General features: G+C 64.9%; 27 protein-coding genes and 1 riboswitch. Of the genes, 14 read left to right on the top strand and 13 right to left on the bottom strand.

Annotated features, from left to right (window positions below; all coding sequences use genetic code 11):
* Positions 1–53: 53 nt before the first annotated feature.
* The 12 genes from nuoI to OHD62_RS25405 form a co-directional block, all read right to left on the bottom strand.
* Positions 54–545, bottom strand: a complete 492-nt coding sequence (nuoI, locus tag OHD62_RS25460; RefSeq protein WP_036241856.1) for an NADH-quinone oxidoreductase subunit NuoI — start codon at positions 543–545, stop codon at positions 54–56.
* A 2-nt stretch (positions 546–547) separates the two neighbouring features.
* Entirely contained in the window at positions 548–739 is a 192-nt protein-coding gene (locus tag OHD62_RS25455; RefSeq protein WP_263788381.1) for a hypothetical protein, read from the bottom strand.
* Entirely contained in the window at positions 739–1,782 is a 1,044-nt protein-coding gene (nuoH, locus tag OHD62_RS25450) for an NADH-quinone oxidoreductase subunit NuoH (RefSeq protein ID WP_263788379.1), read from the bottom strand. Before nuoH ends, OHD62_RS25455 begins: the two co-directional genes overlap by 1 nt.
* A gap of 2 nt (positions 1,783–1,784) precedes the next feature.
* Positions 1,785–3,866, bottom strand: a complete 2,082-nt coding sequence (gene nuoG / locus OHD62_RS25445; protein ID WP_263788378.1) for an NADH-quinone oxidoreductase subunit NuoG — start codon at positions 3,864–3,866, stop codon at positions 1,785–1,787.
* On the bottom strand, positions 3,866–4,177 hold the full coding sequence (locus tag OHD62_RS25440; RefSeq protein WP_263788376.1) for a pentapeptide repeat-containing protein: 312 nt from the start codon (positions 4,175–4,177) through the stop codon (positions 3,866–3,868). The genes nuoG and OHD62_RS25440 overlap by 1 nt, the downstream gene beginning before the upstream one ends.
* A gap of 9 nt (positions 4,178–4,186) precedes the next feature.
* Positions 4,187–4,894, bottom strand: coding sequence for an NADH-ubiquinone dehydrogenase (locus OHD62_RS25435; protein WP_263788374.1), 708 nt, complete (start codon positions 4,892–4,894; stop codon positions 4,187–4,189).
* 94 nt (positions 4,895–4,988) lie between these two features.
* Positions 4,989–6,293, bottom strand: coding sequence for an NADH-quinone oxidoreductase subunit NuoF (nuoF, locus tag OHD62_RS25430; RefSeq protein ID WP_263788373.1), 1,305 nt, complete (start codon positions 6,291–6,293; stop codon positions 4,989–4,991).
* Between the two features lie 10 nt (positions 6,294–6,303).
* Positions 6,304–7,629: an NADH-quinone oxidoreductase subunit E gene (locus OHD62_RS25425; protein ID WP_263788371.1), complete on the bottom strand. Its 1,326-nt coding sequence runs from the start codon at positions 7,627–7,629 to the stop codon at positions 6,304–6,306.
* Entirely contained in the window at positions 7,630–8,820 is a 1,191-nt protein-coding gene (locus OHD62_RS25420; RefSeq protein ID WP_263788369.1) for an NADH-quinone oxidoreductase subunit D, read from the bottom strand.
* The gene (locus OHD62_RS25415) at positions 8,821–9,423 is read right to left on the bottom strand and encodes an NADH-quinone oxidoreductase subunit C (protein WP_263788367.1); all 603 of its coding nucleotides are present in this window, start codon (positions 9,421–9,423) and stop codon (positions 8,821–8,823) included.
* A gap of 4 nt (positions 9,424–9,427) precedes the next feature.
* Positions 9,428–10,009 (bottom strand): NuoB/complex I 20 kDa subunit family protein, encoded by a 582-nt coding sequence (locus OHD62_RS25410; protein WP_023720749.1) that lies wholly within the window; start codon positions 10,007–10,009, stop codon positions 9,428–9,430.
* Positions 10,000–10,365 carry an NADH-quinone oxidoreductase subunit A gene (locus OHD62_RS25405; RefSeq protein WP_097574873.1) on the bottom strand — a complete coding sequence of 122 codons (366 nt, stop codon included), beginning with the start codon at positions 10,363–10,365 and terminating at the stop codon, positions 10,000–10,002. Before OHD62_RS25405 ends, OHD62_RS25410 begins: the two co-directional genes overlap by 10 nt.
* 329 nt (positions 10,366–10,694) lie before the next feature.
* Here OHD62_RS25405 and OHD62_RS25400 point away from each other — a divergent pair, with 329 nt between their 5' ends.
* From OHD62_RS25400 to OHD62_RS25365, 8 genes are all read left to right on the top strand, one after another.
* Positions 10,695–11,894, top strand: coding sequence for a winged helix-turn-helix domain-containing protein (locus tag OHD62_RS25400; protein WP_263788359.1), 1,200 nt, complete (start codon positions 10,695–10,697; stop codon positions 11,892–11,894).
* Positions 11,895–11,923: 29 nt separating this feature from the next.
* A riboswitch (cobalamin riboswitch) is annotated at positions 11,924–12,129 on the top strand.
* Between the two features lie 37 nt (positions 12,130–12,166).
* On the top strand, positions 12,167–12,595 hold the full coding sequence (locus OHD62_RS25395; RefSeq protein WP_263788358.1) for a DUF1636 family protein: 429 nt from the start codon (positions 12,167–12,169) through the stop codon (positions 12,593–12,595).
* 2 nt (positions 12,596–12,597) lie between these two features.
* Positions 12,598–13,635, top strand: a complete 1,038-nt coding sequence (gene cobW, locus OHD62_RS25390; RefSeq protein WP_263788355.1) for a cobalamin biosynthesis protein CobW — start codon at positions 12,598–12,600, stop codon at positions 13,633–13,635.
* A gap of 17 nt (positions 13,636–13,652) precedes the next feature.
* Positions 13,653–17,138 carry a cobaltochelatase subunit CobN gene (cobN, locus tag OHD62_RS25385; protein WP_263788353.1) on the top strand — a complete coding sequence of 1,162 codons (3,486 nt, stop codon included), beginning with the start codon at positions 13,653–13,655 and terminating at the stop codon, positions 17,136–17,138.
* Positions 17,135–18,634 (top strand): precorrin-3B synthase, encoded by a 1,500-nt coding sequence (gene cobG, locus OHD62_RS25380; RefSeq protein WP_412177416.1) that lies wholly within the window; start codon positions 17,135–17,137, stop codon positions 18,632–18,634. Before cobN ends, cobG begins: the two co-directional genes overlap by 4 nt.
* Before the next feature lie 2 nt (positions 18,635–18,636).
* Complete coding sequence (locus tag OHD62_RS25375; RefSeq protein WP_263788351.1) at positions 18,637–19,269, top strand: precorrin-8X methylmutase; 633 nt, start codon at positions 18,637–18,639, stop codon at positions 19,267–19,269.
* A complete protein-coding gene (locus OHD62_RS25370) occupies positions 19,266–20,024 on the top strand; it encodes a precorrin-2 C(20)-methyltransferase (protein WP_263788349.1) in 759 nt (252 codons plus the stop codon). Before OHD62_RS25375 ends, OHD62_RS25370 begins: the two co-directional genes overlap by 4 nt.
* Positions 20,021–20,785, top strand: a complete 765-nt coding sequence (locus OHD62_RS25365; RefSeq protein WP_263788347.1) for a precorrin-3B C(17)-methyltransferase — start codon at positions 20,021–20,023, stop codon at positions 20,783–20,785. Before OHD62_RS25370 ends, OHD62_RS25365 begins: the two co-directional genes overlap by 4 nt.
* On the opposite strand, the gene OHD62_RS25360 is transcribed toward OHD62_RS25365, so the two are convergent.
* Positions 20,749–21,516 (bottom strand): cobalt-precorrin-6A reductase, encoded by a 768-nt coding sequence (locus tag OHD62_RS25360; protein WP_263788345.1) that lies wholly within the window; start codon positions 21,514–21,516, stop codon positions 20,749–20,751. The two genes, OHD62_RS25365 and OHD62_RS25360, sit on opposite strands and share 37 nt — an antisense overlap.
* 1 nt (position 21,517) lies before the next feature.
* Here OHD62_RS25360 and cbiE point away from each other — a divergent pair, with 1 nt between their 5' ends.
* The 6 genes from cbiE to OHD62_RS25330 are packed head-to-tail and all read left to right on the top strand — an operon-like array spanning position 21,518 to position 26,789.
* The gene (gene cbiE, locus OHD62_RS25355; RefSeq protein WP_263788343.1) at positions 21,518–22,759 is read left to right on the top strand and encodes a precorrin-6y C5,15-methyltransferase (decarboxylating) subunit CbiE; all 1,242 of its coding nucleotides are present in this window, start codon (positions 21,518–21,520) and stop codon (positions 22,757–22,759) included.
* Positions 22,756–23,142 carry a cobalamin biosynthesis protein gene (locus tag OHD62_RS25350; RefSeq protein ID WP_263788569.1) on the top strand — a complete coding sequence of 129 codons (387 nt, stop codon included), beginning with the start codon at positions 22,756–22,758 and terminating at the stop codon, positions 23,140–23,142. The genes cbiE and OHD62_RS25350 overlap by 4 nt, the downstream gene beginning before the upstream one ends.
* Positions 23,139–23,903: a precorrin-4 C(11)-methyltransferase gene (cobM, locus tag OHD62_RS25345; RefSeq protein WP_263788341.1), complete on the top strand. Its 765-nt coding sequence runs from the start codon at positions 23,139–23,141 to the stop codon at positions 23,901–23,903. Before OHD62_RS25350 ends, cobM begins: the two co-directional genes overlap by 4 nt.
* Complete coding sequence (gene cobA, locus OHD62_RS25340) at positions 23,900–24,712, top strand: uroporphyrinogen-III C-methyltransferase (protein ID WP_263788338.1); 813 nt, start codon at positions 23,900–23,902, stop codon at positions 24,710–24,712. Before cobM ends, cobA begins: the two co-directional genes overlap by 4 nt.
* Entirely contained in the window at positions 24,709–26,025 is a 1,317-nt protein-coding gene (locus OHD62_RS25335; protein WP_263788336.1) for a cobyrinate a,c-diamide synthase, read from the top strand. Before cobA ends, OHD62_RS25335 begins: the two co-directional genes overlap by 4 nt.
* On the top strand, positions 26,022–26,789 hold the full coding sequence (locus OHD62_RS25330) for an adenosylcobinamide-GDP ribazoletransferase (protein WP_263788333.1): 768 nt from the start codon (positions 26,022–26,024) through the stop codon (positions 26,787–26,789). The genes OHD62_RS25335 and OHD62_RS25330 overlap by 4 nt, the downstream gene beginning before the upstream one ends.
* Positions 26,790–26,804 lie beyond the last annotated feature (15 nt).

The raw sequence follows: 26,804 nt of genomic DNA, 5'->3' as shown, positions 1-26,804 counted from the left end.
GCAAGTTGCGTGTTCCTTAAACGAGGCCCCTCGCCGCGTCCATGCGTCAAATGTCAGCGATACGGCGCATCCAGCGAGATGTTGCGCGCCAGTTCGCGCTCCCAGCGGTCGCCATTGGCCAGCAGCTTGTCCTTGTCGTAATAAAGTTCCTCGCGCGTCTCCGTCGCGAATTCGAAATTCGGCCCCTCGACGATGGCGTCGACCGGGCAGGCTTCCTGGCAGAAGCCGCAATAGATGCACTTCACCATGTCGATGTCGTAGCGCACGGTGCGGCGCGTGCCGTCGTTGCGGCGCGGGCCGGCCTCGATGGTGATCGCTTGCGCCGGACAGATCGCCTCGCACAATTTGCAGGCGATGCAGCGTTCCTCGCCATTGGGATAGCGGCGCAGCGCATGCTCGCCGCGGAAGCGCGGGCTCACCGGCCCCTTCTCATGCGGATAGTTGATCGTCTCCTTCGGCGCGAAGAACTGGCGCATCGACAGGAAGAAGGCGCTGACGAAGTCCTGCAGCAGCAGCGACTTGGCGGCTTGGGCTAGCGCTGACATCATCATTCTCCAGCAAACAGCGGGGCCACGAACCAGCCCACGATCGGCAGCAGCACGAATTGGCTGAGGCCGGTTATGTTCAAAACACGTTTCGTCTCGTCGAGATCAACGCGCGAGGCAAGCAGTCTGAGCAGCGCGAAATCTGCCGCCGCCACCACCACGCCCACCAAAGCGCCGATCAAGCTCGCATTCATCACGCCATCCCCGTCAGCTTGAGGAAGGCAGCCACGATCACCACCATCGCCAGCGAGATCGGCAGGAAGACCTTCCAGCCGAGCCGCATCAACTGGTCATAGCGGTAGCGCGGCACGAACGCCTTCACCATGGAGAACATGAAGAACATCAGGCAGACCTTGAGCACGAACCAGATCAGCCCCGGCACCCAGGTGAAGGGCGCGAAGTCGAAAGGTGGCAGCCAGCCTCCGAGGAACAGGATGGTGGCCAGGGCGCACATCAGCACGACGGCGACATATTCGCCGAGGAAAAACAGCAGGAACGGCGTCGACGAATATTCGACCATATGGCCGGCGACCAGTTCCGATTCGGCTTCCACAAGGTCGAAGGGCGGCCGGTTCGTCTCGGCCAGCGCCGAGATGAAGAAGATGACGAACATCGGAAACAGCGACAGCCAGTGCCAGTCGAGGAAGGTGTTGGGCAGGCCAAGCTTGGTGCCCAGCCCGTCCTGCTGCGACAGCACGATGTCGGACAGGTTGAGCGAGCCGACGCACAGCAGCACGGTGACGATGACGAAACCGATCGAGACCTCGTAGGACACCATCTGCGCGGCCGAACGCAGCGCGCCGAGGAACGGATATTTCGAGTTCGACGCCCAGCCGCCCATGATCACGCCATAGACTTCGAGCGAGGAGATGGCGAAGACATAGAGGATGCCGACATTGACGTTGGCGATCGCCCAGCCCTGATTGACCGGGATGACTGCCCAGGCGGAGATCGCCAGCACCGCCGACACCAGCGGTGCCAGCAGAAACACGCCCTTGTTGGCGCCGGACGGTATCACCGGCTCCTTGAAAACGAACTTCAAAAGGTCGGCGAAAGCCTGCAGCGTGCCCCATGGGCCGACGACATTCGGGCCACGGCGCAATTGCACTGCCGCCCAGATCTTGCGGTCGGCATAAAGCAGATAGGCGACCGCGATCAAAAGAACGACGATCAGCACGACCGACTTCAAGAGGATGATCAGCGCCGGCAGCACGTAGAAGGAGAAGAAGGTGTCCATGCTTATTCCGCCGCCTGCCTGAAGCCGTTTTTCGCCAGCGCCGAGCATTCCGCCATCACGGCCGACGCCCGCGCGATCGGATTGGTCAGGTAGAAGTCCTTGACCGGCGAGGTGAAGGTGCCCTTGTTCAGCCGCCCGCCGAGCTTCGCCACCTTGGCGATATCATCGGCATTGCCTGGCTCGACATGATCGATGCGGGCGAGATGCGGATAGTCCGCATAGAGTTTTGCGCGAAGCTGCGGCAGCGAATCAAACGGCAGCTTCTTGCCGAGCACATCCGACAGCGCACGCAAGATTGCCCAGTCCTCGCGCGCATCGCCCGGCGCAAAGCCGGCGCGGTTGGTCTGCTGCACGCGGCCTTCGGTGTTGACATAGGTGCCTGACTTTTCGGTGTAGGCGGCGCCTGGCAGGATGACATTGGCGCGGTGCGCGCCCTGGTCGCCATGCGTGCCGACATAGATGACGAAGGCGCCGCCGGTGTTGGCCATGTCGATCTCGTCGGCGCCGAGCAGGAACAGCACTTCCATCTCGCCCAGCATGCCGGCGACGTTCCTGCCGCCCTCGCCCGGCACGAAGCCGAGATCGAGGCCGCCAACGCGTCCCGCCGCATTGTGCAGCACGGCAAAACCGTTCCAGTCCGCCCGGGCGGCGTTGACGGCCATGCTAAGCTTCGCCGCCTGGCCGAGCACGGCCGCACCGTCGGCGCGCGCCAGCGCGCCCTGGCCGACGATGATAAGCGGATGCGTCGCCTTCTTCAGCACCTGGAAGAACTTGCCATTGCCGTCCGCCAGATCCTTCAGCGAGTCGGGTCCGGCGCCGAGCTGCTCATACTCGTAGCGCGTATCGCCGACATCGCCGATGACGCCGACCGGCAGATTGCCGACGCGCCAGCGCTTGCGGATGCGGGCGTTGAGCATCGAGGCCTCGAAGCGCGGATTGGCGCCGATGATCAGCACCGCGTCGGCCTGTTCGATGCCCTCGATGGTCGGATTGAAGATATAGCTCGCCCGGCCGAGCGACGGATCGAGTGCGGCGCCATCCTGGCGGCAGTCGGTATTCTTCGAACCAAGCGCGGCCATCAAAAGCTTCAGCGCATAGATTTCCTCGACCGCGGCGAGATCGCCGGCAATAGCGCCGATCTTTTCCGGTGCCGTCTTCGACACCGCGTCCTTGATCGCCGAAAAAGCTTCGGCCCAGCTCGCCGGAACGAGCTTGCCGTCCTTGCGCACATAGGGGCGATCGAGGCGTTGCGTGCGCAAGCCGTCCCAGATGAAGCGGGTCTTGTCCGAAATCCACTCCTCATTCACCGCCTCGTTGACGCGCGGCAGGATGCGCATCACTTCGCGTCCCCGGCTATCGACGCGGATCGCCGAGCCGACGGCATCCATCACGTCGATGGATTCGGTCTTGGTCAGCTCCCACGGCCGCGCCTGGAAGGCGAAGGGCTTCGAGGTCAGGGCTCCGACCGGGCAAAGGTCGATGACGTTGCCCTGCAGCTCCGAAGTCATCGCGCTTTCGAGATAGGTGGTGATCTCGGCATCCTCGCCACGGCCGATCAGGCCGAGTTCGGAAATGCCGGCAACCTCGGTCGTGAAGCGGACGCACCGCGTGCAATGGATGCAGCGGTTCATCACCGTCTTGACCAGCGGCCCGATATATTTGTCTTCGACCGCCCGCTTGTTCTCGTGATAGCGCGAGGAATCGACGCCGAAGGCCATCGCCTGGTCCTGCAGGTCGCACTCGCCGCCCTGGTCGCAGATCGGGCAGTCGAGCGGATGGTTGATCAGCAGGAACTCCATCACGCCTTCCCTGGCCTTCTTGACCATCGGCGTGTTGGTGAAGATTTCCGGCGGCTCGCCATTGGGACCAGGGCGCAGGTCGCGCACGCCCATGGCGCAGGATGCCTGCGGCTTGGGCGGCCCGCCCTTTACCTCGATCAGGCACATGCGGCAATTGCCGGCGATCGACAGCCGCTCATGGAAGCAGAAACGCGGCACTTCCGCGCCCGCGTCCTCGGCCGCCTGCAGCAGCGTGTAATGGTCGGGTACAGTGATTTCTTTCCCGTCGACCTTGAGCTTTGCCATCAATTGCCCCCGGCGTTCTTCGCCGTCTCATATGCCTGGAACAGATCGCCAAGGCTGATGCAATTGATCATCATGCCGGCGACCTCGGCGTTTTCTATCTTCACATTGCTCATGTTCACGTTGGTGAAATACGCGTTGGAAAGGTTTGCGTCCTCCACCTTGGTGTTGCTCAGATTGGTGCGCTGGATCTTGGCCGCAGACAAATTCACGTTGTGGAACTGGGTGTTCGACATGTTCACGTCATCGAAGCTCGAATTGCTGACGATGGCGTTGCGCACATCCAGAACATCGCGTTTGTCGTGGACCTCCATCCTGCTCCCCTACCTCTTGGCCTTGGCGGCCAGTGCCGCCGCTTGGGCGGTCCAGTCGTCGCGATCGATGCGGCCCTTGAACGACAGATAGTCGTCGACCCAGGCGATCTCTTCCGGCGTCCATGCGGCGATCTGCGCATAGGTCCAGATGCCCAGGCCGTTCAGCACCTTTTCCAGCTTCGGCCCGATGCCCGATATCGCCTTGAGGTCGGCTGGCTTCGCCGGCCGGTCCATGGTCTTGGGCTGCTTGAAATCCTCGGGCATCAGGCCCGCCGGCGCGCCGCCGGCCGTGGAGCTTGTATCCACCGCGTTTGCCGCACCGCCTTTGGTGCTCACCGCAATGTCGTTCACGTCCCTGGCGAAGGACTGCGCCTCGGCGATCAAGGTTTTCGTCGCGGCGCGAGCCTTGGTCGAGGAGCTTGTCTGTGTCTCCGCAACAGCCTCAGCCCTCGCACCGAAATCGTCGATGATCGGCTGGAACAGGCGCTGCGAGGCCTCGGCGGCGCCCGAGAGCGCCCCCATCCACACGCCAAACGCGTGGTTGGCCAGTCCAATGCCGAGCGCCGACATCGCCGCAGCACCCGCGACAGGGTGCGCCAGGAGATTGACGGCGCTCGCCATCTCCTTCGGCATCATCATCCTGGTCAGATCCTGGTTCATCTTCTCGAACGGGTCCAAATCGGGCGTCAAATCCTCGGGTCTCGAATACAGCGACATAGGTGGTCTCCTGGTCGTTTCTTCCGTTGCCCCGAGCCTGTTTCCTCAAATCGGGCTTTTGCCCGTATTTCAAATCGGGCACTTGCCCATATTTCTATTCCGCCGCCACCATCACCGGTTCGGCCCGGTGGGCGTTGCGCGAAAACTCGTCGATGCGCCGTTCGACCTCGCCGCGGAAATGCCGCATCAGGCCCTGGATCGGCCACGCCGCCGCATCGCCCAGCGCACAGATCGTGTGACCCTCGACCTGCTTGGTGACGTCGAGCAGCATGTCGATTTCGCGTTTCTGCGCCTCGCCGCGCACCAGCCGTTCCATCACCCGCCACATCCAGCCGGTGCCCTCGCGGCACGGCGTGCACTGGCCGCAGCTCTCATGCTTGTAGAAATAGGAGAGCCGGGCGATCGCCTTCACGATATCGGTGGATTTGTCCATGACGATGACAGCCGCCGTGCCGAGACCCGATTTCAGGTCGCGCAGCGCGTCGAAATCCATCGGCGTGTCGATGATCTGCTCGGCCGGCACCAGCGGCACCGAGGCGCCACCTGGAATGACGGCCAGCAGATTGTCCCAGCCGCCGCGGATGCCGCCGCAATGCGTCTCGATCAGCTCGCGGAACGGGATCGACATCGCCTCTTCGACGGTGCACGGATTGTTGACGTGGCCGGAGATGCAAAACAGCTTGGTGCCGACATTGTTCGGTCGGCCGAAGGATGAGAACCAGGCCGCGCCCCGGCGCAGGATGGTCGGTGCCACCGCGATGGACTCGACATTGTTGACCGTCGTCGGGCAGCCATAGAGGCCGACATTGGCCGGGAATGGCGGCTTCAGCCGCGGCTGGCCCTTCTTGCCTTCGAGGCTTTCGAGCAGCGCCGTCTCCTCGCCGCAAATATAGGCGCCGGCGCCGTGATGCATGTAGATGTCGAAATCGTAGCCGGACGTGTTGTTCTTGCCGATCAGTTTGGCCTCATAGGCCTCGTCGATGGCGCGCTGCAGCGCCTCGCGCTCGCGGATGAACTCGCCGCGCACATAGATGTAGGCGGCGACCGCGCCCATGGCGAAGCCGGCGATCAGGCAGCCTTCGACCAGCGTATGCGGGTCATGGCGCAATATGTCGCGATCCTTGCAGGTGCCGGGCTCGGATTCATCGGCATTGACGACGAGATAGCTCGGCCGGCCGTCGCTCTGCTTGGGCATGAACGACCATTTGAGCCCGGTCGGGAAACCGGCGCCGCCGCGCCCGCGCAGGCCCGAGGCTTTCATCTCGTTGACGATCCACTCACGCCCCTTGGCGATGATGCCGGGCGTGCCGTCCCAGGCGCCACGCGCCATGGCGCCGGCCAGCGACTTGTCGAAGAGGCCGTAAATGTTGTTGAAGATGCGGTCTTTGTCCTGAAGCATTGTTCGTCCCTCAGACCGGCTTCTTGCCGAAGACGCGGATATATTCGGCGATCCCACCCTTGGCGAGCGCCTTGGCCTGCTTGACCCAGTCTTCGCGCTCGATGCGGCCGTGGAAGCTGAGATAGCCATCGACCCAGTCGCGCTCGGCCTTCTTCCAGGACGCGACCTGCGCGAAGGTGAAGATGCCGAGCGAATGCAGGATGCCTTCGCTCGTCGGGCCAACGCCCGAGATCAGCTTGAGATCGTCGACCAGTGCTGGCTTCTCGATGCCGGCCGGACGGTTCTTGTCCTCCAGCGAAGGCTTTCCCGGCTTGGCGGCCTTGGCTGCCGGCACCTTGGCCTCCGGCGCCTTGAATGCAGCCGCCGGCTCGGCCTTGCTCTTCGGGCCGTTGCGCTGCTTGGAAACCTTTTCGACCTCCGGTGCCGCCTTGTTGGCATTGGCGGCCGAGTGCATAGGGGCTGCGACGCTCGCCGCCTTTTCCGCAGCTGGCGCGACCTTTGTCGCTGAAGGCGACTTCAGCGCCGGGCTGGTCTCGGGCGCATCGGTCTTCGGCTTGCTGGCATTCGACGGCGCGACGGCCGGTGCCGGAGCAGAGGTGGGAGCCGGCGTCGCAGCGGCGGCAGCTGGCGCTGACGGAGCCGGAACGGCAATGGCATCCGGCGCCTCCTTGGCTGCCTTGGCCGCTTCCTTGGCTTCCCTGTCGCGGGTCGCCTTGAGGATCGCCTTTTCGCTCTTCAGCGTCGTCAGGCCGGTGATCGGCTCGGAGGTGATGCGGCCATTCTGCGGTCCGGGCTTGACCTCGGCCCCCTTGCCGGCGCCATAGAGGTCGATGATCTCGGCCAGCCGCTCCGGCGTCAGATCCTCGAACGTATCCTTGAAAATCATCACCATCGGTGCGTTGACGCAGGCGCCGAGGCACTCGACCTCTTCCCACGACAGCGTGCCCTTGTCGTTGGTATGGAATTGGTCGTGATGGATTTTCGAGCGGCAGACATCCATCAGCGCTTCCGAGCCGCGCAGCATGCAGGGCGTGGTGCCGCAGACCTGGATATGCGCGCGGGTACCGACTGGATTGAGCTGGTACTGCGTATAGAAGGTCGCGACTTCGAGCCCGCGGATACGAGGCATGCCGAGCATGTCGGAGATCGTCTCGATCGCCGCCTTGGTCACCCAGCCCTCCTGCTCCTGCGCCAGCATCAGCAACGGGATGATCGCGGACTGCTCGCGACCCTTCGGATACTTTTTGATCCATTGCTTGGCCGCCGCCGCATTCGCCCGATTGAAGGCGAAGGAGGCTGGCTGGACGCTGGCTTCTGCGAGACGGCGGACTGACATTTAGCGATCGACCTCACCAAACACGATGTCGAGGGAGCCGAGAACGGCGGTGACGTCGGCCAGCATGTGGCCGCGGCACAGGAAATCCATGGCCTGGAGATGGGCGAAGCCCGGTGCGCGCAGCTTGCAGCGGTAGGGCTTGTTGGTGCCGTCGGAGACCAGATAGACGCCGAATTCGCCCTTCGGCGCCTCGACGGCGGCATAGACCTCGCCGGCCGGCACGCGGTAGCCTTCGGTGTAGAGCTTGAAATGATGGATCAGCGCCTCCATCGAGCGCTTCATCGCCGGGCGCTTCGGCGGCACCACCTTGCCGTCCAGGTTCGACACCGGCCCGCTGCTCTCCTTGCCGAGCAGAAGGTCGACGCACTGGCGCATGATCTTGGCCGACTGGCGCATTTCTTCCATGCGCACGAGGTAGCGGTCGAAGCAGTCGCCATTCTTGCCGATCGGGATGTCGAAATCCATCTCGGCATAGCATTCATAGGGCTGCGATTTGCGCAGGTCCCAGGCTGCGCCCGAGCCGCGCACCATCACGCCCGAAAAGCCCCAGGCCCAGGCATCGGCCAGCGATACCGTGCCGATGTCGACATTGCGCTGCTTGAAGATGCGGTTGCCGGTGAGCAGCGCATCGAGATCGTCGAGCGACTTCAGGAACGGGTCGATCCACTTGCCGATATCCTCGACCAGCTTCTTCGGCAGGTCCTGGTGCACGCCGCCCGGCCGGAAATAGGCGGCATGCATGCGCGAGCCCGAGGCGCGTTCGTAGAACACCATCAGCTTTTCGCGCTCGACGAAGCCCCATAGCGGCGGCGTCAGCGCGCCGACATCCAGCGCCTGCGTCGTCACATTGAGGATATGCGACATGATGCGGCCGATCTCGCAATAGAGCACGCGGATCAGCTGGCCGCGCTTCGGCACCTCGATGCCGAGCAACCGCTCGGCGGCAAGCGCGAAGGCATGCTCCTGGTTCATCGGCGCGCAATAATCGAGCCGGTCGAGATAGGGCACGGCCTGCAGGTAGGTCTTGTGCTCGATCAGCTTTTCCGTGCCGCGATGCAAGAGCCCAATATGCGGATCGACGCGATCGACGACTTCGCCGTCGAGCTCCAGCACCAGGCGCAAAACGCCATGTGCCGCCGGATGTTGCGGACCGAAATTGATGTTGAAGTTGCGGACGGAGGTTTCAGCCATTTACTGCTTTGCCTTCTCATCCCCAGGCAGCACGTAATCGGTGCCTTCCCAAGGGGACAGAAAATCGAAATTGCGGAATTCCTGCTTGAGCTCGACCGGCTCATAGATGACACGCTTGGCCTCGTCGTCGTAGCGCACTTCGACAAAGCCGGTCAGCGGGAAATCCTTGCGCAACGGATGGCCTTCGAATCCATAGTCGGTCAGGATCCGACGCAAATCTGGGTGGCCCGAAAACAGCACGCCATAGAGGTCGTAGGTCTCGCGCTCGAACCAGTCGGCGCCGGGATAAACGCCGGTGAGCGACGGCACCATGGTTTCCTCATTGGCCTGGACCTTGAGACGGATACGCACATTCTGCTTCGGCGACAGCAAGTGATAGACGACATCGAAGCGCTTGGTCCGCGACGGATAGTCGGCGCCGCAGACGTCGATGATCGAAATGAACTGACATTTTGGATCGTCGCGCAGGAAGGTCGCCACCTCGATCAGGTCCCGCGGTTCGACCAAAACAGTGAGCTCGCCATAGGCAAGAACAGGGTCGTTGACCCGGCCAATCAGCTTCTCGCCGAGATAAGTCGACAGCTCGCTTAAGGATGCGCTCATGGATTTACCGCTCGATCGTGCCGGTGCGGCGGATCTTCTTCTGCAGCAGAAGAATGCCGTAGAGCAGCGCTTCGGCGCTCGGCGGGCAGCCGGGCACATAGATGTCGACCGGCACGATGCGGTCGCAGCCGCGCACCACCGAATAGGAATAGTGGTAATAGCCGCCGCCATTGGCGCAGGAGCCCATCGAGATGACGTAGCGCGGCTCCGGCATCTGGTCGTAGACCTTGCGCAGCGCCGGCGCCATCTTGTTGGTCAGCGTACCGGCAACGATCATGATGTCGGACTGGCGCGGAGACGCGCGCGGCGCAACACCGAACCGCTCCGAGTCGTAGCGCGGCATCGAGGTGTGGATCATCTCGACCGCGCAGCACGCCAGACCAAACGTCATGAACATCAGCGAGCCGCTGCGGGCCCAGGTGATCAGCGCCTCGGTCGAGGTGACGAGGAAACCCTTGTCGGCCAGCTCGTTGTTGATCTCCAGGAAGAACGGATCATCCTCCCCCACCGGCCGGCCGGTGTTGGGATCAATGAGGCCTTTGGGCTTCGGCGCGACCAGGGTGCCTGAACTGTCGTTCAATCCCATTCCAGCGCTCCTTTTTTCCATTCATAGGCAAAGCCGATGGTCAGCACTGCCAGAAACACCATCATCGACCAGAAACCGAGCATGCCGATCTTGGAGAACGACACCGCCCACGGGAACAGGAAGGCCACTTCCAGGTCGAAGATGATGAACAGGATCGACACCAGATAGAAGCGGATGTCGAACTTCATGCGGGCGTCGTCGAACGAGTTGAAACCGCATTCATAGGCGGAAAGCTTTTCCGGATCGGGATTGCGGTAGGCCACCAGGAACGGCGCCACGATCAGCGCCAGGCCGACGACCAGTGCCACGCCGATGAACAGGACGATGGGCAGGTACGAACTCAGGAGTGCGTTCATGCTGCGGCTTTCCGTTGCCAATCCACTTTGATTACAGCAACGGACCTTAATGCGGAAGCGTGACAGATTAACCGCTGAACCGTTTGAAGGGCCTATGCTGCAACGCGGCGAGGGTTAGCGCAGCGCTTTCGGCGAAGCAAGTCAAACCTTGTTCAAAACACGGTGCTGGACGGCACATCCGGAAAAACTGGTCCGATCCGCTCCTGTTTGATTTCCTTCACTTTTTACTCCACTTTTCTCTCCTGACATATATCCCGCCAAATCCCTGCTAGCATGGTCAGGAATCATCCTGGGAATCTCGGTCAAACGCCCATCGGAGTCCTGTCCGCATGAAGGAAAAGATCTCGGCTAGCATGGCCCGGCGCGTAGCCCTTGCCGCCCAGGGCTTTGCCGACGCCAGACCGACCGCCACACCCGACCGCCGGCACCTCGCACGCGTACTGGCCCGTACCGGCCTGCTGCAAATCGATTCCGTCAGCGCGGTGGTACGCGCTCACTATATGCCGCTCTATTCGCGCCTTGGCCCCTACCCGCTTGCCCTGCTCGACAACGCCGCCGTGACGCGCAAGCGCATGGTGTTCGAATACTGGGCGCATGAAGCTTCCTTCCTGCCGGTCGAGACCTGGCCGCTGATGCGCTGGCGCATGCAGCGGGCCGAGCGTGGCGATGAGATGTATCTGGGCCTGGCTAAATGGGGCCGCGAACGCGCCGCCTATATCGAGGATATTTATCGCGAGGTCGTCGAACGCGGCCCGATCGCCGCCTCTGCTCTTGACGGCCAGAAGGGATCCGGTGGCTGGTGGGGCTGGAGTGACGCCAAGCACGCTTTCGAATGGCTGTTCTGGGCCGGCCGCATCACCACGGCATCGCGCCGTGGCTTCGAGCGACTCTATGATCTGCCCGAACGCGTGCTGCCGCCCGCCGTGCTTGCCCTGCCGGTGCCGGCCGCCGAGGACGCGCATCGCGAATTGCTGCGCATTTCCGCCCGCGCCCATGGCGTGGCGACGGCCAGCGACCTGCGCGACTATTTCCGCCTCTCGCCGGCCGACATTAAGGGGCGGATCGAGGAACTGGTCGAAACGGGCGAGCTTTTGCCGGTGCGTGTCGAAGGCTGGGGCAAGCCGGCTTACCTGCATAAGGACGCCCGTTTGCCACGCAAGATCGAGGCGCGCGCCTTGCTTGCTCCATTCGATCCGGTCGTCTTCGAGCGGTCGCGCACGGAAAGGCTGTTCGACTTTCGCTACCGCATCGAGATCTATACGCCGGCTGAAAAACGCCAATACGGCTATTATGTCCTGCCGTTCCTGCTGGGCGACAGGATCGTGGCGCGCGTCGACCTCAAGGCCGATCGCCCGGCCGGCGTGCTGCGCGTCCACGCCGCCTATGCCGAACCCGCCGCGCCGCCTGAGACTGCGACCGCGCTGGTCGACGAACTGAAGCAGATGCAGGGCTGGCTTGGCCTGGAACGGATTGAAGTCACGCCTGCCGGGGATCTGGGTCCGGCGCTTGTCGACATCGCAGTGTCGTAAGCTCACGTTGACACCGCTGCCCGCAAAAGCCTAAATCCGGTTCAGACGGTCTCCTCTCGGCAAAGGGAGGAGCCAAGAGGGAATGCGGTGCGAAATCTCGGTTTCAAATCCGCGGCTGTCCCCGCAACTGTAAGCGACGAGCCAAGGCCGAAAACCACTGGGAATGTTCCCGGGAAGGCGGCACCCAGGCGATGACCCGCGAGCCAGGAGACCTGCCGTCTGGGACTAAAGAATCCGATCGCCTGGCGGGTTTTCCGGGCAAGGAGCCTGATTTGGAACGCGACAGCAGTTTTTCAGCTGAGACAGCGGACATATTGTCCGGCGAGGACGATTCGCTGGCCGGCGTCACCGTCATCGTCTGCTCCTCCTGCCGCGACGAAACCGGCTCCGATGCCCATCCCCGCGCCGGCGCGCTGCTCGCCGATGACACGCGCCGCGCCGCCTCTGGCGAAAAAATCCGCATCCGCAGCGTCGAATGTCTCGGCAATTGCAAGCGCCGCCTCAGCGCCGCGATCCTGCGCGACGGCTGCTGGAGCTATGTCTTCGGCGACTTGACCATGACCAGCGGCGCCGACCTCGTTACCGGCGCAAAGCTCTTCGCCACATCGACTGACGGTCTCATCCCCTGGCGCGGCCGCCCCGATAGCCTGAAGCGCGGCCTCGTGGCCCGCATCCCTCCCCTCGACCTGTTGAAGGACTGACCATGACTGCTTCCGTTTCGCGCGTTCCCTGCACCGTCGTCACCGGCTTCCTCGGCGCCGGCAAAACGACGCTGATCCGCCATCTGCTGGAAAACGCCAAAGGCAAGCGGATCGCCATCATCGTCAACGAGTTCGGCGACATCGGCATCGACGGCGAGATCCTTAAGGGATGCGGCATCGATACCTGCCCCGAGGAGAACATCGTCGAACTGGCCAATGGCTGCATCTGCTGCACCGTCGCTGACGATTTCGTCCCGGCGCTCGACCAGATCCTGTCGCTGACGCCGAAAGTCGACCATATCCTGATCGAAACCTCCGGCCTCGCGCTCCCAAAGCCGCTCGTCCAGGCATTCCAGTGGCCGTCGGTGAAAAGCCGGGTGACGGTCGACGGCGTCATCGCCGTGGTCGACGGCCCGGCGCTGGCCGAAGGCCGCGTCGCCAACGACATGGACGCCCTGCAGGCGCAGCGCGCGCAGGACACCACACTCGATCATGACGATCCGGTCGAGGAAGTGTTCGAGGATCAGATCGCCTGTGCCGACCTGATTATATTGTCGAAGAGCGATTTGATGGATGCCGCCGGCTCGGCCCGCGCCAATGCCGCGATCGGCGAGCATGTCGCCCGCGCGGTCAAGATCGTGCCGACCTCGCAAGGCAAGGTCGATCCCTCCGTATTGCTCGGCCTCGGCCTTGCCGTCGAGGACGACATCGAGAACCGCAAGACCCACCACGACGACGAGCTCGACCACGAGCATGACGATTTTGACTCCTTCGTCATCGACATCGCCTCCGTCTCCAACCCGGACGAGCTGGCAAAGCGCGTCGCCACCGCGGCCGAGGAAGAAAACGTGCTGCGCGTGAAAGGATTTGTCGAGGTCGGCGGCAAGCCGATGCGACTCTTGCTGCAGGCCGTCGGTCCCCGCGTCAATCATTACTACGACCGGGCCTGGACCGCTGAAGACGACCGCCGCTCGCGCCTCGTCGTCATCGGCCTGAAGGGGCTGAACCGCCCGGCCATAGAGCGCATCCTCGCCGGCTGAGGCAAGCAAGAACCGCGATGCACATCCTCACCACAACATCCGCCTCGCTCGACGATCTGGCCGAGCCGGTCGATCTCAGGCAGACGCCGGCGGATGTCGTGGCCTTGTCCTTCACCGACAGCGACCTGGCCGGGCTGGCGACGGCATGGAAAGCCGATGCGGCACGCCTGCCCTCGATGCGCCTGGCAGCACTTCGCGATTTGCGTCACCCAATGTCGGTCGATTTGTGGATCGACAGCGTTGCCCGCCACGCCAAGGTGATCCTCGTCCGTATCCTCGGCGGCTACGACTGGTGGCGCTATGGCTGCGACCAGCTTGCCGCGGTTGCCCGCGAGCGCGGCATAAAACTGGCGCTGCTGCCCGGCGAGAGCCACGACGAAGATCTGCGGCTGATCGAAGGTTCAACGCTGCCGCGCGAGGAGTTGGATGGCTTGCTCGGCTATTTCCGCGAGGGCGGCCCGGAGAATATGACGGCGCTGGTGCGGAGGCTGGCAAGGCTTGCCGGGGCGGATGCGGCGGTCGCCGAGCCGGTCAGCGTGCCGAAAGCGGGCTACTATCAACCGGGACTGGGCGTCGTAAAGCGCGACGTCCCCCTCCCCCTTGAGGGGAGGGTCCGGCCGCAGGCCGGGGGTGGGGTCCTCTCCGAAGCGCGCCGACAGAAAACGTCGAGCACTGCCGCAACGACCCCACCCGGCCCTGCGGGCCACCCTCCCCTCGAGGGGGAGGGGAACGCCGCGCCCGTCATCCCGATCCTGTTCTATCGCTCGATGCTGCTGGCCGCCGATGTTGCTCCGATCGATGCCCTTTTTGAAGCTCTGCGGCAGCGTGGCCTGGCCCCGGTCCCTATCTTCGTCTCCAGCCTAAAAGAATCGGCATCGCTGGCATTCGTCGAAACCGCACTTGCCGCGCTGAACCCGGCGGCCATCATCACCGCGACGGCCTTCGCCTCCGGCGCCGAACCCGGCATCGAAACCCTGTTCGACCGTGCCGGCGTGCCCGTCTTTCAGGTCATCGTCGCCACCACCCGCCGCGACATCTGGCAAAACAACCAGCGTGGCCTGGCTCCCGCCGACCTCGCCATGCATGTCGTGCTGCCCGAGCTCGACGGCCGCATGCTCGCTGGCGCGATCTCCTTCAAGGGCGAGGTCGAAACCGATCCGGCGCTGGCCTTCCGCGCCTTCGCCAACCGGCCGGAGGCTGATCGCGTGGCGCAGGTGGCGAACCGCATCGAAGCTTTCATTCGACTGCAACGTACGTTACGCGCCGACCGCAAGCTCGCCATCCTCATCCCGGACTATCCGAGCGCCCCCGGCCGCACCGGCTACGCCGTCGGCCTCGACGTGCCGTCCAGCGTGCTCACCATGATGCGCGACCTGAGAGAACAGGGCTACGCCGTTGAAGGGATTCCGCAATCGCCAAGGGAGTTGTTGGATGAGTTGGAAAAGGGCGAGCAGGGATTGAGCCTACGGAACTATCTCGACTTCTCCACGGAATTGCCGACGGCGGCACTCGCAGCCGTGGAGGCGGCATGGGGTAAGGCGGAAGATGAGACGGGTTTGTGCGAGGCGCCTACCGCCGCAAAATTCCGCTTCCGCGCCGCGACCTTCGGCAACATCACCATGGCACTCGCCCCCGATCGCGGGCGCTCGGCCGACCGTCGCGCCGACTACCACGACCCCACGCTCCCTCCGCGCCATGCCCTCATCGCCTTCGGCCTGTGGCTCCGCAAATCGCTCGGCGTCCATGCGCTCATCCATGTCGGCGCCCACGGCACGCTGGAATGGCTGCCCGGCAAGACGGTTGCGCTCAGCGAAAACTGCTTCCCTGAGATCGTCACCGGCGCATTACCCGTCATTTATCCCTTCATCGTCTCCAATCCGGGTGAGGCCGCGCAGGCCAAGCGGCGCATAGCCGCCGTCACCCTCGGCCATTTGCCGCCGCCGCTGACTGGGGCTGGGCTCGATGGGAACCAGCAGCAATTGGAGCGGCTGGTTGACGAATATGCCCAGGCCGACGGGCTCGACCGCCGCCGCCGCGACCGCCTGGCGAAACTGATCGTCGAGACCGCGCAGAAGACCGGTCTTGCCAATGAAGCCGGCGTGGCCGGCACCGATGCCCCCGACGAAGCTTTGCGTCGGATCGACGCCTGGCTCTGCGATCTCAAGGATTTCGCCATCAAGGACGGGCTGCATATCTATGGCCGCACACCCGAGGGCGAGACCGATCCCTTGCGCAGGCTCAGTGCCGCGGTCGAGAAGGAGACCTTGCTCGCCGCGCTCGACGGCCGCCATATCAAGGCCGGACCAGCCGGCGCACCGGCGCGCGGCCGCTCCGACGTGCTCCCCACCGGCCGCAATCTGTTCACATCCGATCCGCGCACCATGCCGACGCCGACCGCCTATGATCTGGGCAAGGCAGCGGCCGAAGAAGTCGTGCGCGGCTATATGCAAACGCATGGCGACTGGCCGCGTTCGCTGGTCATCGACCTCTGGGGCTCGGCCTCGTTGCGCACCGGCGGCGAAGAGATCGCGCAAGGCCTAGCGCTGATGGGCTGCCGGCCGCAATGGGATGCCGCCACCGGCCGCATTGCCGGCATCGAGGTGATGCCCCCGGCAGCGCTTGGCCGCCCACGCGTCGATGTCACCTGGCGCATTTCGGGCCTGTTCCGCGACATGTTCCCGACCCAGATCGCGCTGATCGATGCCGCCGCCAACGCCGTTGCCGCCCGCGTCGAGGACGCTTCAGAAAATCCATTGGCGGCCAGGGCGCGCGCGGACGGCAAGATCAGCCCGCGCATTTTCGGCACCTCGCCCGGCACCTATGGCGCCGGCGTCGAGGAGCTTTTGGCAAGCGGTGACTGGTCAGCGCGCGAAGAGATCGGCCGCGCCTATCTCGACGCCACCTCGCATGCCTATGGCGGCTCCGAAGGCGAAGGTATTTCCGCGCCAGGCGCCTTCGAGGGCCGTATCGCCGAGGCCGACCTGCTGGTCCATACCGGCGACGATCCCGGCCGTGACATCCTCGAAGGCTCCGCCGACGTCGCCTTCATCGGCGGTTTTTCAGCAGCATTGGCAACGCTCGGCAGGAACGCCGACGTCATCGTGCTCGACACCACCGATCCGCAAAAGCCGAAGCCGCGCTCGGTCGGCGAGGCGGTGTCGCGGGTCGTACGCGCCCGCGCGGTCAATCCGCGCTTCATCGCCGGGCAAATGCGCCACGGCCCGCGCGGCGCGTCGGAATTCGCCGAGACGGTCGACCGCTTGGTCGGCTTCGCCGAAACCACGAATGCCATACCGGGTACGCTGATCGAGGCGGTCCACGACGCCTATCTCGGTGATCCCGAGGTGCGCGCCTTCATCCTGCGCGAGAATCCTTCCGCCGCGAAAGTCATCGCCGAGCGCTTCCTCTCGGCCCGGCGGCGCGGTCTGTGGCATCCGCTGCGCAATTCCATCGACGACGATCTGGCGGCATTGATCACTGAGGCCCAGGGGGTCGCGGCATGAACGCCTTCTCGCGCCGTGGCGCTTGCCCCGCTCTGTCGGCCCCGATGCAGACCGGTGATGGGCTGCTGGTGCGGCTCAATCCGGTCACTGGGGGACTAGCGCCGAAATCCTTGATCGGACTTTGCGAATCCGCCTTGCGGCATGGCAACGGCATTTTGGAAGTGACCGCACGCGGCAGCCTGCAGATCCGCGGCCTGACATTGGAAAGCGCGCGGCTGCTGGCCGTGGAGGTAGATGCGCTCGGCATCGAAGTACGAACCGGTGTGCCGATCGAGACCGGTCCGCTGGCGGGGCTCGATCTGCAGGAGATCGCTGACCCGCGCCCGCTCGCGGAGCACATTCGGTTGGCAATCGATGAGGCAGGGCTGACGCAGCGCCTTGGCCCGAAGGTTTCGGTGATCGTCGACGGCGGCGGGCAATTGGCCATGGATGCGGTGACGGCCGATGTCAGGCTGACTGCGATCAGAACCGACGAGGGCGTCCGTTGGCTGGTAGCCGTTGCTGGTGACAGGCAGAATGCGACGCCGCTCGTCATGGTCGAGGAAGATGCTGCCCGTGATATCGCCGTCGCGGTGCTCAGGATGGTCGCCGAAAAAGGCCGAGAAGCCCACGCGAGGGATTTGACTGAGAGACAGCTGACATCTCTCGCAAGCTGGCACTCCGTCCCACCCCCCTCTGTCCTGCCGGACATCTCCCCCGCAAGGGGGGAGATCGGCAGTTCCGACGCCGTCGCTTGTCCTGCGACGCTCGTAGTTGGCGAAAGCCGTGACGAGAGCTCAATCTCCCCCCTTGCGGGGGAGATGTCCGGCAGGACAGAGGGGGGTGCGCAGGATCGCCTGCCTCTCAAACTGTCCGAACCAATACCTTCGCCGATCGGCCCCTTTCCTCTCGCCAGCGATATAACCGCCCTCGGCATCGGCCTGCCCTTCGGCAGCATGCCGGCGCAAGGCCTTATCGACCTTGCCAAGCAAGCCTCGGAACTCGGCTCTACGGAAATCCGCTTGGCACCCGGTCGTGCCTTGCTCTTCCTTGGCCTCTCCCCATCCGATTGTTCCTCGCTGCAAAACACCGCCGCCGCCCTCGGCTTCGTCACCTCCCCCGCCGACCCACGCACGCGCATTGCCGCCTGCCCCGGTGCGCCGGCCTGCGCATCCGGCCGCATCGCAACACGCGACATCGCCGAGACCATCGCTGCGGAAAACAGCGACATCCTCGATGCCTCCCTCACATTGCACATTTCCGGTTGTGCCAAGGGCTGCGCGCATCCCGGGTCGGCAGCCATCACCCTGGTCGGCGGCGAAAACGGAGCCGGACTTGTCGTCAACGGGACGGCGAAGGCCCTTCCCGCCGGATACAGGCCGGGCTATGACGCCGCGCGCGGCGTCAGTCGCGTCGCGGCAGCACTCCGCAGCGCGCGACATTCAGGAGAGACCGCCGCCGCCTGCCTGGCAAGGCTTGGCGCGGCCGGTGTCACCGAGGCTTACCGACAGGAATGAGCATGGCCGCCTACGACTATATCCACGACGGCACGGCGATCTACGAGCGCTCCTTCGCCATCATTCGCGCCGAGGCCGACCTGTCGCGCTTTTCCGAGGCTGAGGCCGATGTCGCCATCCGCATGATCCATGCCTGCGGCCAGGTCGAGGCCGCCACTCACTTTGTCTTTTCAGGCGATTTCGTCGCCGCCGCGCGCGCCGCTCTCGCGGCCGGCGCGCCGATCTTCTGCGACGCGGAGATGGTCTCGCATGGCGTCACCCGTGCCCGGCTGCCGGCCGGCAACGAGGTGATCTGCACGCTGCGCGACCCGCGCACCGCCGAGATCGCGAAGGCGATCGGCAACACCCGCTCGGCCGCGGCAATCGACCTCTGGGGCGAGCGCATGGCCGGATCGGTCGTCGCCATCGGCAATGCGCCGACCGCCCTCTTCTATCTCCTGGAAAAGCTGCGCGACGGCGCGCCGAAGCCGGCGGCCATCATCGGCATGCCTGTCGGCTTCGTCGGTGCTGCTGAATCCAAGGATGCACTGGCCGAGAATTCCTATGGCGTGCCCTACGCCATCGTGCGCGGCAGGCTGGGCGGCAGCGCCATGACCGCCGCCGCGCTCAACGCATTGGCGAGGCCGGGCCTGTGAGCGTGATCGCAAAAGGCCGGCTGGTTGGCGTCGGCACCGGTCCCGGCGATCCCGAACTTCTGACGCTGAAGGCCGCGCGGGTACTGGCTGAAGCCGACGTCGTGGCGTATTTCGCCAAGCGCGGCAACAACAGCAATGCGCGCGCGATCGTCGAAGCGCGCTTCCGGCCTGACATGCTGGAACTGCCGCTGCTCTATCCCGTGACGACCGAGATCGACAAGGACCACGACGACTACCGCTCACAGATAGCCGATTTCTACGAGGAATCGGCCGAAAAGGTGGCCGAACATCTTGGCGCCGGCAGAATGGTCGCCGTGCTTTCGGAGGGCGATCCCCTCTTCTATGGCTCCTACATGCATCTGCATGTCCGCCTGGCGCATCGCTTTCCGACAGAGGTCATCCCCGGCGTCACCGCCATGTCCGGCTGCTGGTCGGCGACCGGGTTGCCGATCGTCCAGGGCGACGATGTGCTGAGCGTACTGCCGGGCACGATGAGCGAGTTCGAATTGACCCGCCGCCTCGCCGACACCGATGCTGCCGTCATCATGAAGGTCGGCCGAAACCTGCCCAAGATCAGGCGGGCGCTGGAGGCGACCGGCAAGCTGACGCGCGCCGTCTACATCGAGCGCGGCACCATGCCGGGCAGCGTCTCGATGCGGCTGGCCGACAAGCAGGACGACAAGGCGCCCTATTTCGCCATCGTGCTGGTGGCCGGCTGGTCGGGCCGGCCCGGTGCGTCGGGAGTCAAGCCATGAGCGGGCGCCTCACCGTTATCGGCCTGGGACCCGGCAATGCCGACCAGGTCACGCCCGAAGCAAGCCGCGCTGTCGCGCAAGCCAAATTTTTCTATGGCTATAAGCCCTATCTCGACCGGCTCGAGCTGCGCCCGGACCAGACCCGCGTTGCCTCGGACAATCGCGAGGAACTCGCGCGCTCCAAGGACGCACTGGTAAAGGCCGCAGAGGGCCATGAGGTAGCCGTGGTCTCGGGCGGCGATCCCGGCGTCTTCGCCATGGCGGCGGCCGTCTGCGAGGCGATCGAGGCCGGACCCGCGGAATGGCGCGCTGTCGATGTCGCTGTGGTGCCCGGCATCACTGCCATGCTTGCCGTCGCCGCCCGCATCGGCGCGCCGCTCGGCCATGATTTCTGCGCCATCTCGCTATCCGACAATCTCAAACCATGGGATCTGATTGAACTGCGCCTGCTGGCGGCAGCCGGCGCCGGCTTCGTCATCGCGCTCTACAATCCGATCAGCAAGGCGCGTCCGTGGCAGCTTGGCCGCGCCTTTGAATGCCTGACCGCCATATTGCCCGGCACCACGCCTGTCATCTTTGGCCGCGCCGCAGGCCGTTCGGATGAGCGCATCGAGGTCTATCTCCTGGCGGATGTCGACGCTGAAAAGGCCGACATGGCGACCTGCATCATCATCGGCTCACCCGAAACCAGGATCATCAAACGTGGCGACCGGCCAGCGCTCGTCTATACGCCGCGCTCGGCAGCGGGTTCGAAAAGATGATCGACCATCGCGGCCAGCGCTTCGACGGTTTCGGCCGATGCGACGTCCGGCAGCGCCGGCCTGCGGATCATGACCACCTCGATGCCAAGCGCCCGCGCCGCCGCGATCTTGCCATAGGTCGCCTCGCCGCCGCTGTTCTTGGACACGACGGTGTCAATGCGATGGCTTTCGAGCAGCGCGCGCTCGTCCGCCTCGCGGAACGGCCCCCGCGCCAGCAGATAGGTCGCGTCAGGCACCGCCAGCCTCGGCTCGACCGGATCGACGCTGCGGATGAGATAGTGATGCTGGGATGCAGCCTCGAAGGCCGCAACTTCTTGCCGACCGAGCGCCAGGAAGACCCGGCGCGGTGTCAAACCCAATGCAGTCACCGCACCGGCAACGGTGTCGACCTGCGTCCAGCGGTCACCCGCGACACGTTCCCAACCGGGACGCCTGAGCGCCATGATCGGCACGCCCGCCTGCCGCGCCGCTTCCGCTGCATTGGCGGAGATGCGCGCCGCATAGGGATGCGTGGCGTCGACCAGCAAATCCGTGCCGGCTTCCCTGAGGTACGCTGCCAGCCCACGCGCGCCACCAAACCCGCCGGAACGGACCGGCACGCCCTGCGCCACCGGGCTTTCGGTGCGGCCAGCCAGCGACAGCGTAATCGAAACATCGGCGCGCGCGGCAAGCTTGCCGGCCAGTTGCCGTGCTTCGGTGGTTCCGCCGAGGATCAGAATACGGTGGGTCATCATGCCTGCTGAGGGTCCGCGCGGCGCCGAGCTCAACTCAAGATGGCTCACAGTCGTCGGCATCGGCGAGGACGGTGTAGCGGGTCTCAGTGACGAGGCCAAGCGGCGGATCGCCGAGGCTGAATTCGTCTTCGGCGGCAAGCGTCACCTTGCCCTCATCGGCTCACTGGCCAAGGGCGAAGCACGCGCCTGGCCGACCCCTTTCGATGCCGACATGCGCGACGTGCTGGCGCTTGCCGGCAGGAAGGTCTGCGTGCTGGCCTCCGGCGATCCGTTCTTCCACGGCGTTGGCGTCACCCTTGCCCGCAAGGTTCCTTCCCAGGAGATGCGCGTGATCCCCGCGCCTTCGGCGATTTCGTTGGCAGCGTCCCGCCTCGGCTGGGCGCTGCAGGATATCGAGACCATCTCGCTGCATGGCCACCCGATCGACCTGATCCGGCCGCTGCTGCATCCCTGCATTCGCATCCTTGCCCTGACCTCGGACGGTGACGCACCAGCGGCGATCGCCCGGCTGCTGACCGAACTCGACTTCGGCGCCTCAAGGCTCACGGTCCTGGAGGCGCTGGGCGGCCCGAACGAGAAGCTGCGGAGCGCCCAGGCCGATGCCTTCGACCTCGCAGACTTCAATCCCCTCAATGTGCTGGCGCTCGAGATTGACTCAAATCCGCAGGCACGCATCCTGCCGCTGACATCGGGCCTTGCCGATCATTTGTTTGAGCATGACGGCCAGATTACCAAGCGCGAGGTGCGCGCTGTCACGCTGTCCGCCCTGGCCCCCCGGCGCGGCGAACTGCTGTGGGACATCGGTGCCGGATCGGGCTCGGTCGGCATCGAATGGATGCTGGCCCATCCCTCGATGCGCGCCATCGCCATTGAGGCTGATCCGGTCCGCGCCGCCCGCATCGGCCGCAACGCTTCACACTGTGGCGTGCCAGGCCTGGTCGTGGTCGAAGGCTCGGCACCAAAGGCGCTTACGAGGCTGGATACGCCCGATGCGATCTTCATCGGCGGTGGCGGCAGCGATGCCGGCGTGCTGGGCGCAGCCATCAAGGCCTTGCGCAGCGGTGGCCGGCTGGTCGCCAATGCGGTGACGCTGGAAATGGAAACGCTGCTTCTTTCCCGTCATGCCTCGCTCGGCGGCGATCTCACCCGCATCGCGTTGTCGCGCGTGACACCTGTCGGCTCGATGCAGGCATGGCGACCGGCTATGCCGGTCACCCAATGGAGCTGGGTGAAACCATGATGGTGGCGGGCATCGGCAGCCGAAAGGGCGTCAGCGCAAGCGAGGTGCTTGCGGCAATAGAGACCGCGATGGAAGAGCATGGCCTGGCGACGGCGGCGCTTTCGGCGCTCGCCACCAATTCTCTTAAGCAGGACGAGGAAGCAATCTTCTCCGCCGGACGCGAACTCGCCCTCCCCGTTGTCGTTGTCGAGGACGACGCGCTCAAGGCCGCGTCATCTCGCACGATCAGCCGCTCCGACTTGTCACAAACACTCGCCGGTACACCTTCGGTGTCCGAAGCCTCCGCACTCGCCGCAGCCGGCGCCGGCGCAAAACTGCTCGGACCGCGCACTGTGTTAGGCCCGGTCACTTGCGCCATCGCCATCAGTGGAGATGCGGCATGACCGTCCATTTTATCGGCGCCGGCCCCGGCGCCGCCGACCTCATCACCCTACGCGGCGGCCGGCTGCTGGCAAGCTGCCCGGTCTGCCTCTATGCCGGCTCGATCGTCGCGCCCGAGCTTCTGCAGCATTGTGCGCCCGGTACCAAACTGATCGACACTGCGCCGATGTCGCTCGACGAGATCGAGGCCGAATATCTGGCCGCCCACAGGGATGGCCATGATGTCGCCCGCTTGCACTCCGGCGACCTCTCTGTGTGGAGCGCCGTTGCCGAGCAGATCCGCCGGCTGGAAAAGCATGGCATTCCCTACACACTGACGCCGGGCGTACCCTCCTTCGCCGCCGCCGCGGCAGCGCTGCGCCGCGAGCTGACCATTCCCGAAGTCGCGCAGAGCCTGGTGCTGACCCGCGTCTCCGGCCGCGCGTCAAAGATGCCGCCCGGCGAGACGCTGGCCGGCTTCGGCCGTACCGGCGCCACGCTGGCCATCCATCTCGCCATCCATGCCATCGACCGTGTCGTCGCCGAGCTGACGCCGCTCTATGGCGCCGACTGCCCGGTTGCGGTCGTCTTCCGCGCCTCCTGGCCGGACGAGCGCGTGCTGACCGGCACGCTGGCGACCATCGAGGCGCAGCTGGCTGCCGATCCGATGGAGCGCACGGCGATCATCTTCGTCGGAGCTTCGCTGGCGGCAGAAGGGTTCGGCGAGAGTTCACTTTACGACGCCCACTACCAGCGGCGTTTTCGCGGACGGGACGGATTGTGAGCGGCGGGATCAAAGAAAAAGGCGAAAGGCTCGAACAGGCGCTTGCCCGGCTGAACTTCAAGCCGCGTGAGCTGGAATCCGGTCACGTCTGGCTGGCCGGCGCCGGCCCCGGCGATCCCGGCTGCCTGACGCTGGAGGTGCTCGCGGCACTTGGACAGTGCGATGCGCTTGTCTATGACGCGCTTGTCTCGCCCGATGTCGTCGCCGTCGCCGCGGGCGCCGAGCTGTTTTATGCCGGCAAACGTGGCGGCCAGCCATCGATGAAGCAGGACGACATTACGGCCCTGCTGGTGCGACTGGCGCGCGAGGACCGCCGTGTCGTCCGGCTGAAGGGTGGCGATCCCTATATATTCGGCCGTGGCGGCGAAGAAGCACTGGCGCTCGCGCGGGAAGCTATTCCCTTCCGCGTCCTGCCCGGGCTCACTTCGGGCCTCAGCGCGCTTGCCGATGCTGGCATCCCGGCCACCATGCGCGGCATCAACAAGGCGGTGATCCTGGCGACCGGCCATGCCGCCGGCACCGATGACGATCTCGACTGGACAGCGATCGCCCGCACCGGCCAGCCCATCGTGATCTACATGGGCATGGCCAATCTGCGGGTCATCGCAGCCTCCCTGCTCGAGGGTGGCCTGGCGTCTTCCACGCCTGCCGCTGTCATCGTCGCCGCGACCACGCCGCAGGAGCGTATCGTCGTGGCCACGCTCGCCACCATCGCCGAGCAGGCAGCCGCAGCCGGCTTGACCTCACCGGCGCTGATCGTCGTCGGCGGCATCATTGCCATGCGTGCGGCACTGGCGGGCGAGGCATGACGGCGCGGGCGATCATCATCGGTGCGCCGCGCTCTGGCTCGGGCAAGACCAGCGTCACCATCGGCATTCTGCGCGCTCTGGCCCGGCGCGGCCTGAAGGTGCGCGGCGCCAAATCCGGCCCCGACTATATCGATCCTGGCTTCCACACCGCCGCCACGGGCTTGTCAGGCGTCAATCTGGATAGCTGGGCGATGTCACCTGCCTTGCTCAACGGCCTGGCAGGCGCGGCAACCGAGGAAGCCGATTTCATCTTCCTCGAAAGCGCCATGGGCCTGTTCGACGGCATCCCCGCGCCGGCAGGACGCTCCGGCTCCGCCGCCGATCTCGCCCGGCTCTACGGCCTGCCGGTGCTGCTGGTGCTCGATGTCTCCGGCCAATCGACCACGGCAGCGGCTGTCGCCAAGGGTTTTGCCACCTACGACCCCGACGTGCGCATGGCCGGCGTCGTGCTCAACCGGCTGGGCAGCGAGCGCCACCGCCGACTCTGCGGCGAAGCCATCGAAGCGATTGGCCTGCCGGTGGTCGGCGCCATCCTGCGCGACCCGACGCTCAACCTGCCTGAAAGGCATCTCGGCCTCGTCCAGGCCGGCGAGTATGAGAATCTGATGGCGCATCTCGACCGCCTGGCCGACATGGTCGAACAATCGCTCGACCTCGATGCCATCATGGCGCTGGCAGCGCCATTCACGCCGGCATCAGGTGATTTCAGCGATGCATTGCCACCGCCAGGCCAGCGCATCGCATTGGCGCAGGATGCCGCCTTTACGTTTCTCTACCCGCATGTCGCCGCGCATTGGCGCAAGGCCGGCGCGGAGATCGTCCCCTTCTCGCCGCTCGCCGACCAGGCGCCGGCAGAAGATTGCGACGTCTGCTGGCTGCCGGGCGGCTATCCCGAACTTCATGCCGGGCGGCTCGCCGCCGCCGCGAATTTCAGGGCAGGCATGAGGGCGTTTTCGACAACGAAGCCGATCCATGGCGAGTGCGGCGGCTTCATGGTGCTGGGCGAAGAGCTGGAAGATGCCGAAGGCGAGACACACAAAATGCTCGGCCTGCTCGGCCACTCGACCAGCTTCGCCAGACGCAAGATGAATCTCGGCTATCGCGAGGCGCGACTGCGCGCCGATTGCCCGCTGGGAGCCGAGGGCACGCTGATCCGCGGCCATGAATTCCACTATGCGCAGATGATTGAGACCGGCAATGATGAGCCGTTGGCCGATCTCGCCGACGGACAAGGCAATCCGCTCGGCGCCTCGGGTTACCGCCGCGGCACTGTCAGCGGCACCTTCTTCCATGCCATTGCGAGGGGTGGATGACCGCAATCCCCTCACCCCGGCAAGCGCTCGACGACATCGCGCTCTGCCTCGTCTTCTTCACCCGGCTGCCGCTGCCGATTTTCGACTTTCGCGGACGTACCCTTGCCGCAGCGATCTGGGCGGCCCCGGTGGCCGGTCTCGCCGTCGCCCTGATTAGCGCCGTGGTCTACGCCGTCGGAACAAGGCTCGGCCTTGCCGCTGGCCCCGCCGCAGCGCTCGCTCTTGCCTCAACCCTGCTCGCCACGGGCTGCTTGCATGAGGACGGACTTTCCGATGTCGCCGACGGCTTTGGCGGCGGCAAGACGCGTGAGAAAAAGCTGGAGATCATGCGCGACAGCCGCATCGGCGCCTATGGTGCCTGCGCGCTCGGCCTGTCGCTGCTGGTCCGCTGGAGCGTACTCTCCGAATTCGCCACGTCGGCGCAAATCCTCTTCGCTCTCGTCGCGGCCCATGCCGGCTCGCGTGGCCTGCTCGGCGCCTTTATGCATCTCTTGCCGCCAGCTCGCGACGACGGCCTTTCTGCCAGCGCGGGCGCCGTTTCAGCCGAGACCGCTACTCTCGGCGCAGTGCTCGGCGCGCTCGCGCTGCTGGCGCTTGGGATCGGTGGTGCGGTGGTCGCGCTGATCCTGCTTGGGCTCCTGTTCACTGCCTTTCGTGCGCTGTGCCTCAACCAGATCGGCGGCCAGACCGGCGATACCGTTGGCGCGCTACAGCAGTTCGCCGAGATCGCCATCCTGCTCGTCGCTTCCGTTTCCCTATCCTGACTCTCTTTCGGAGAT

Source organism: Mesorhizobium sp. YC-39, assembly GCF_025753795.1.
Lineage (GTDB): Bacteria > Pseudomonadota > Alphaproteobacteria > Rhizobiales > Rhizobiaceae > Mesorhizobium.
This window is presented reverse-complemented; position numbering and strand designations above follow the sequence as displayed.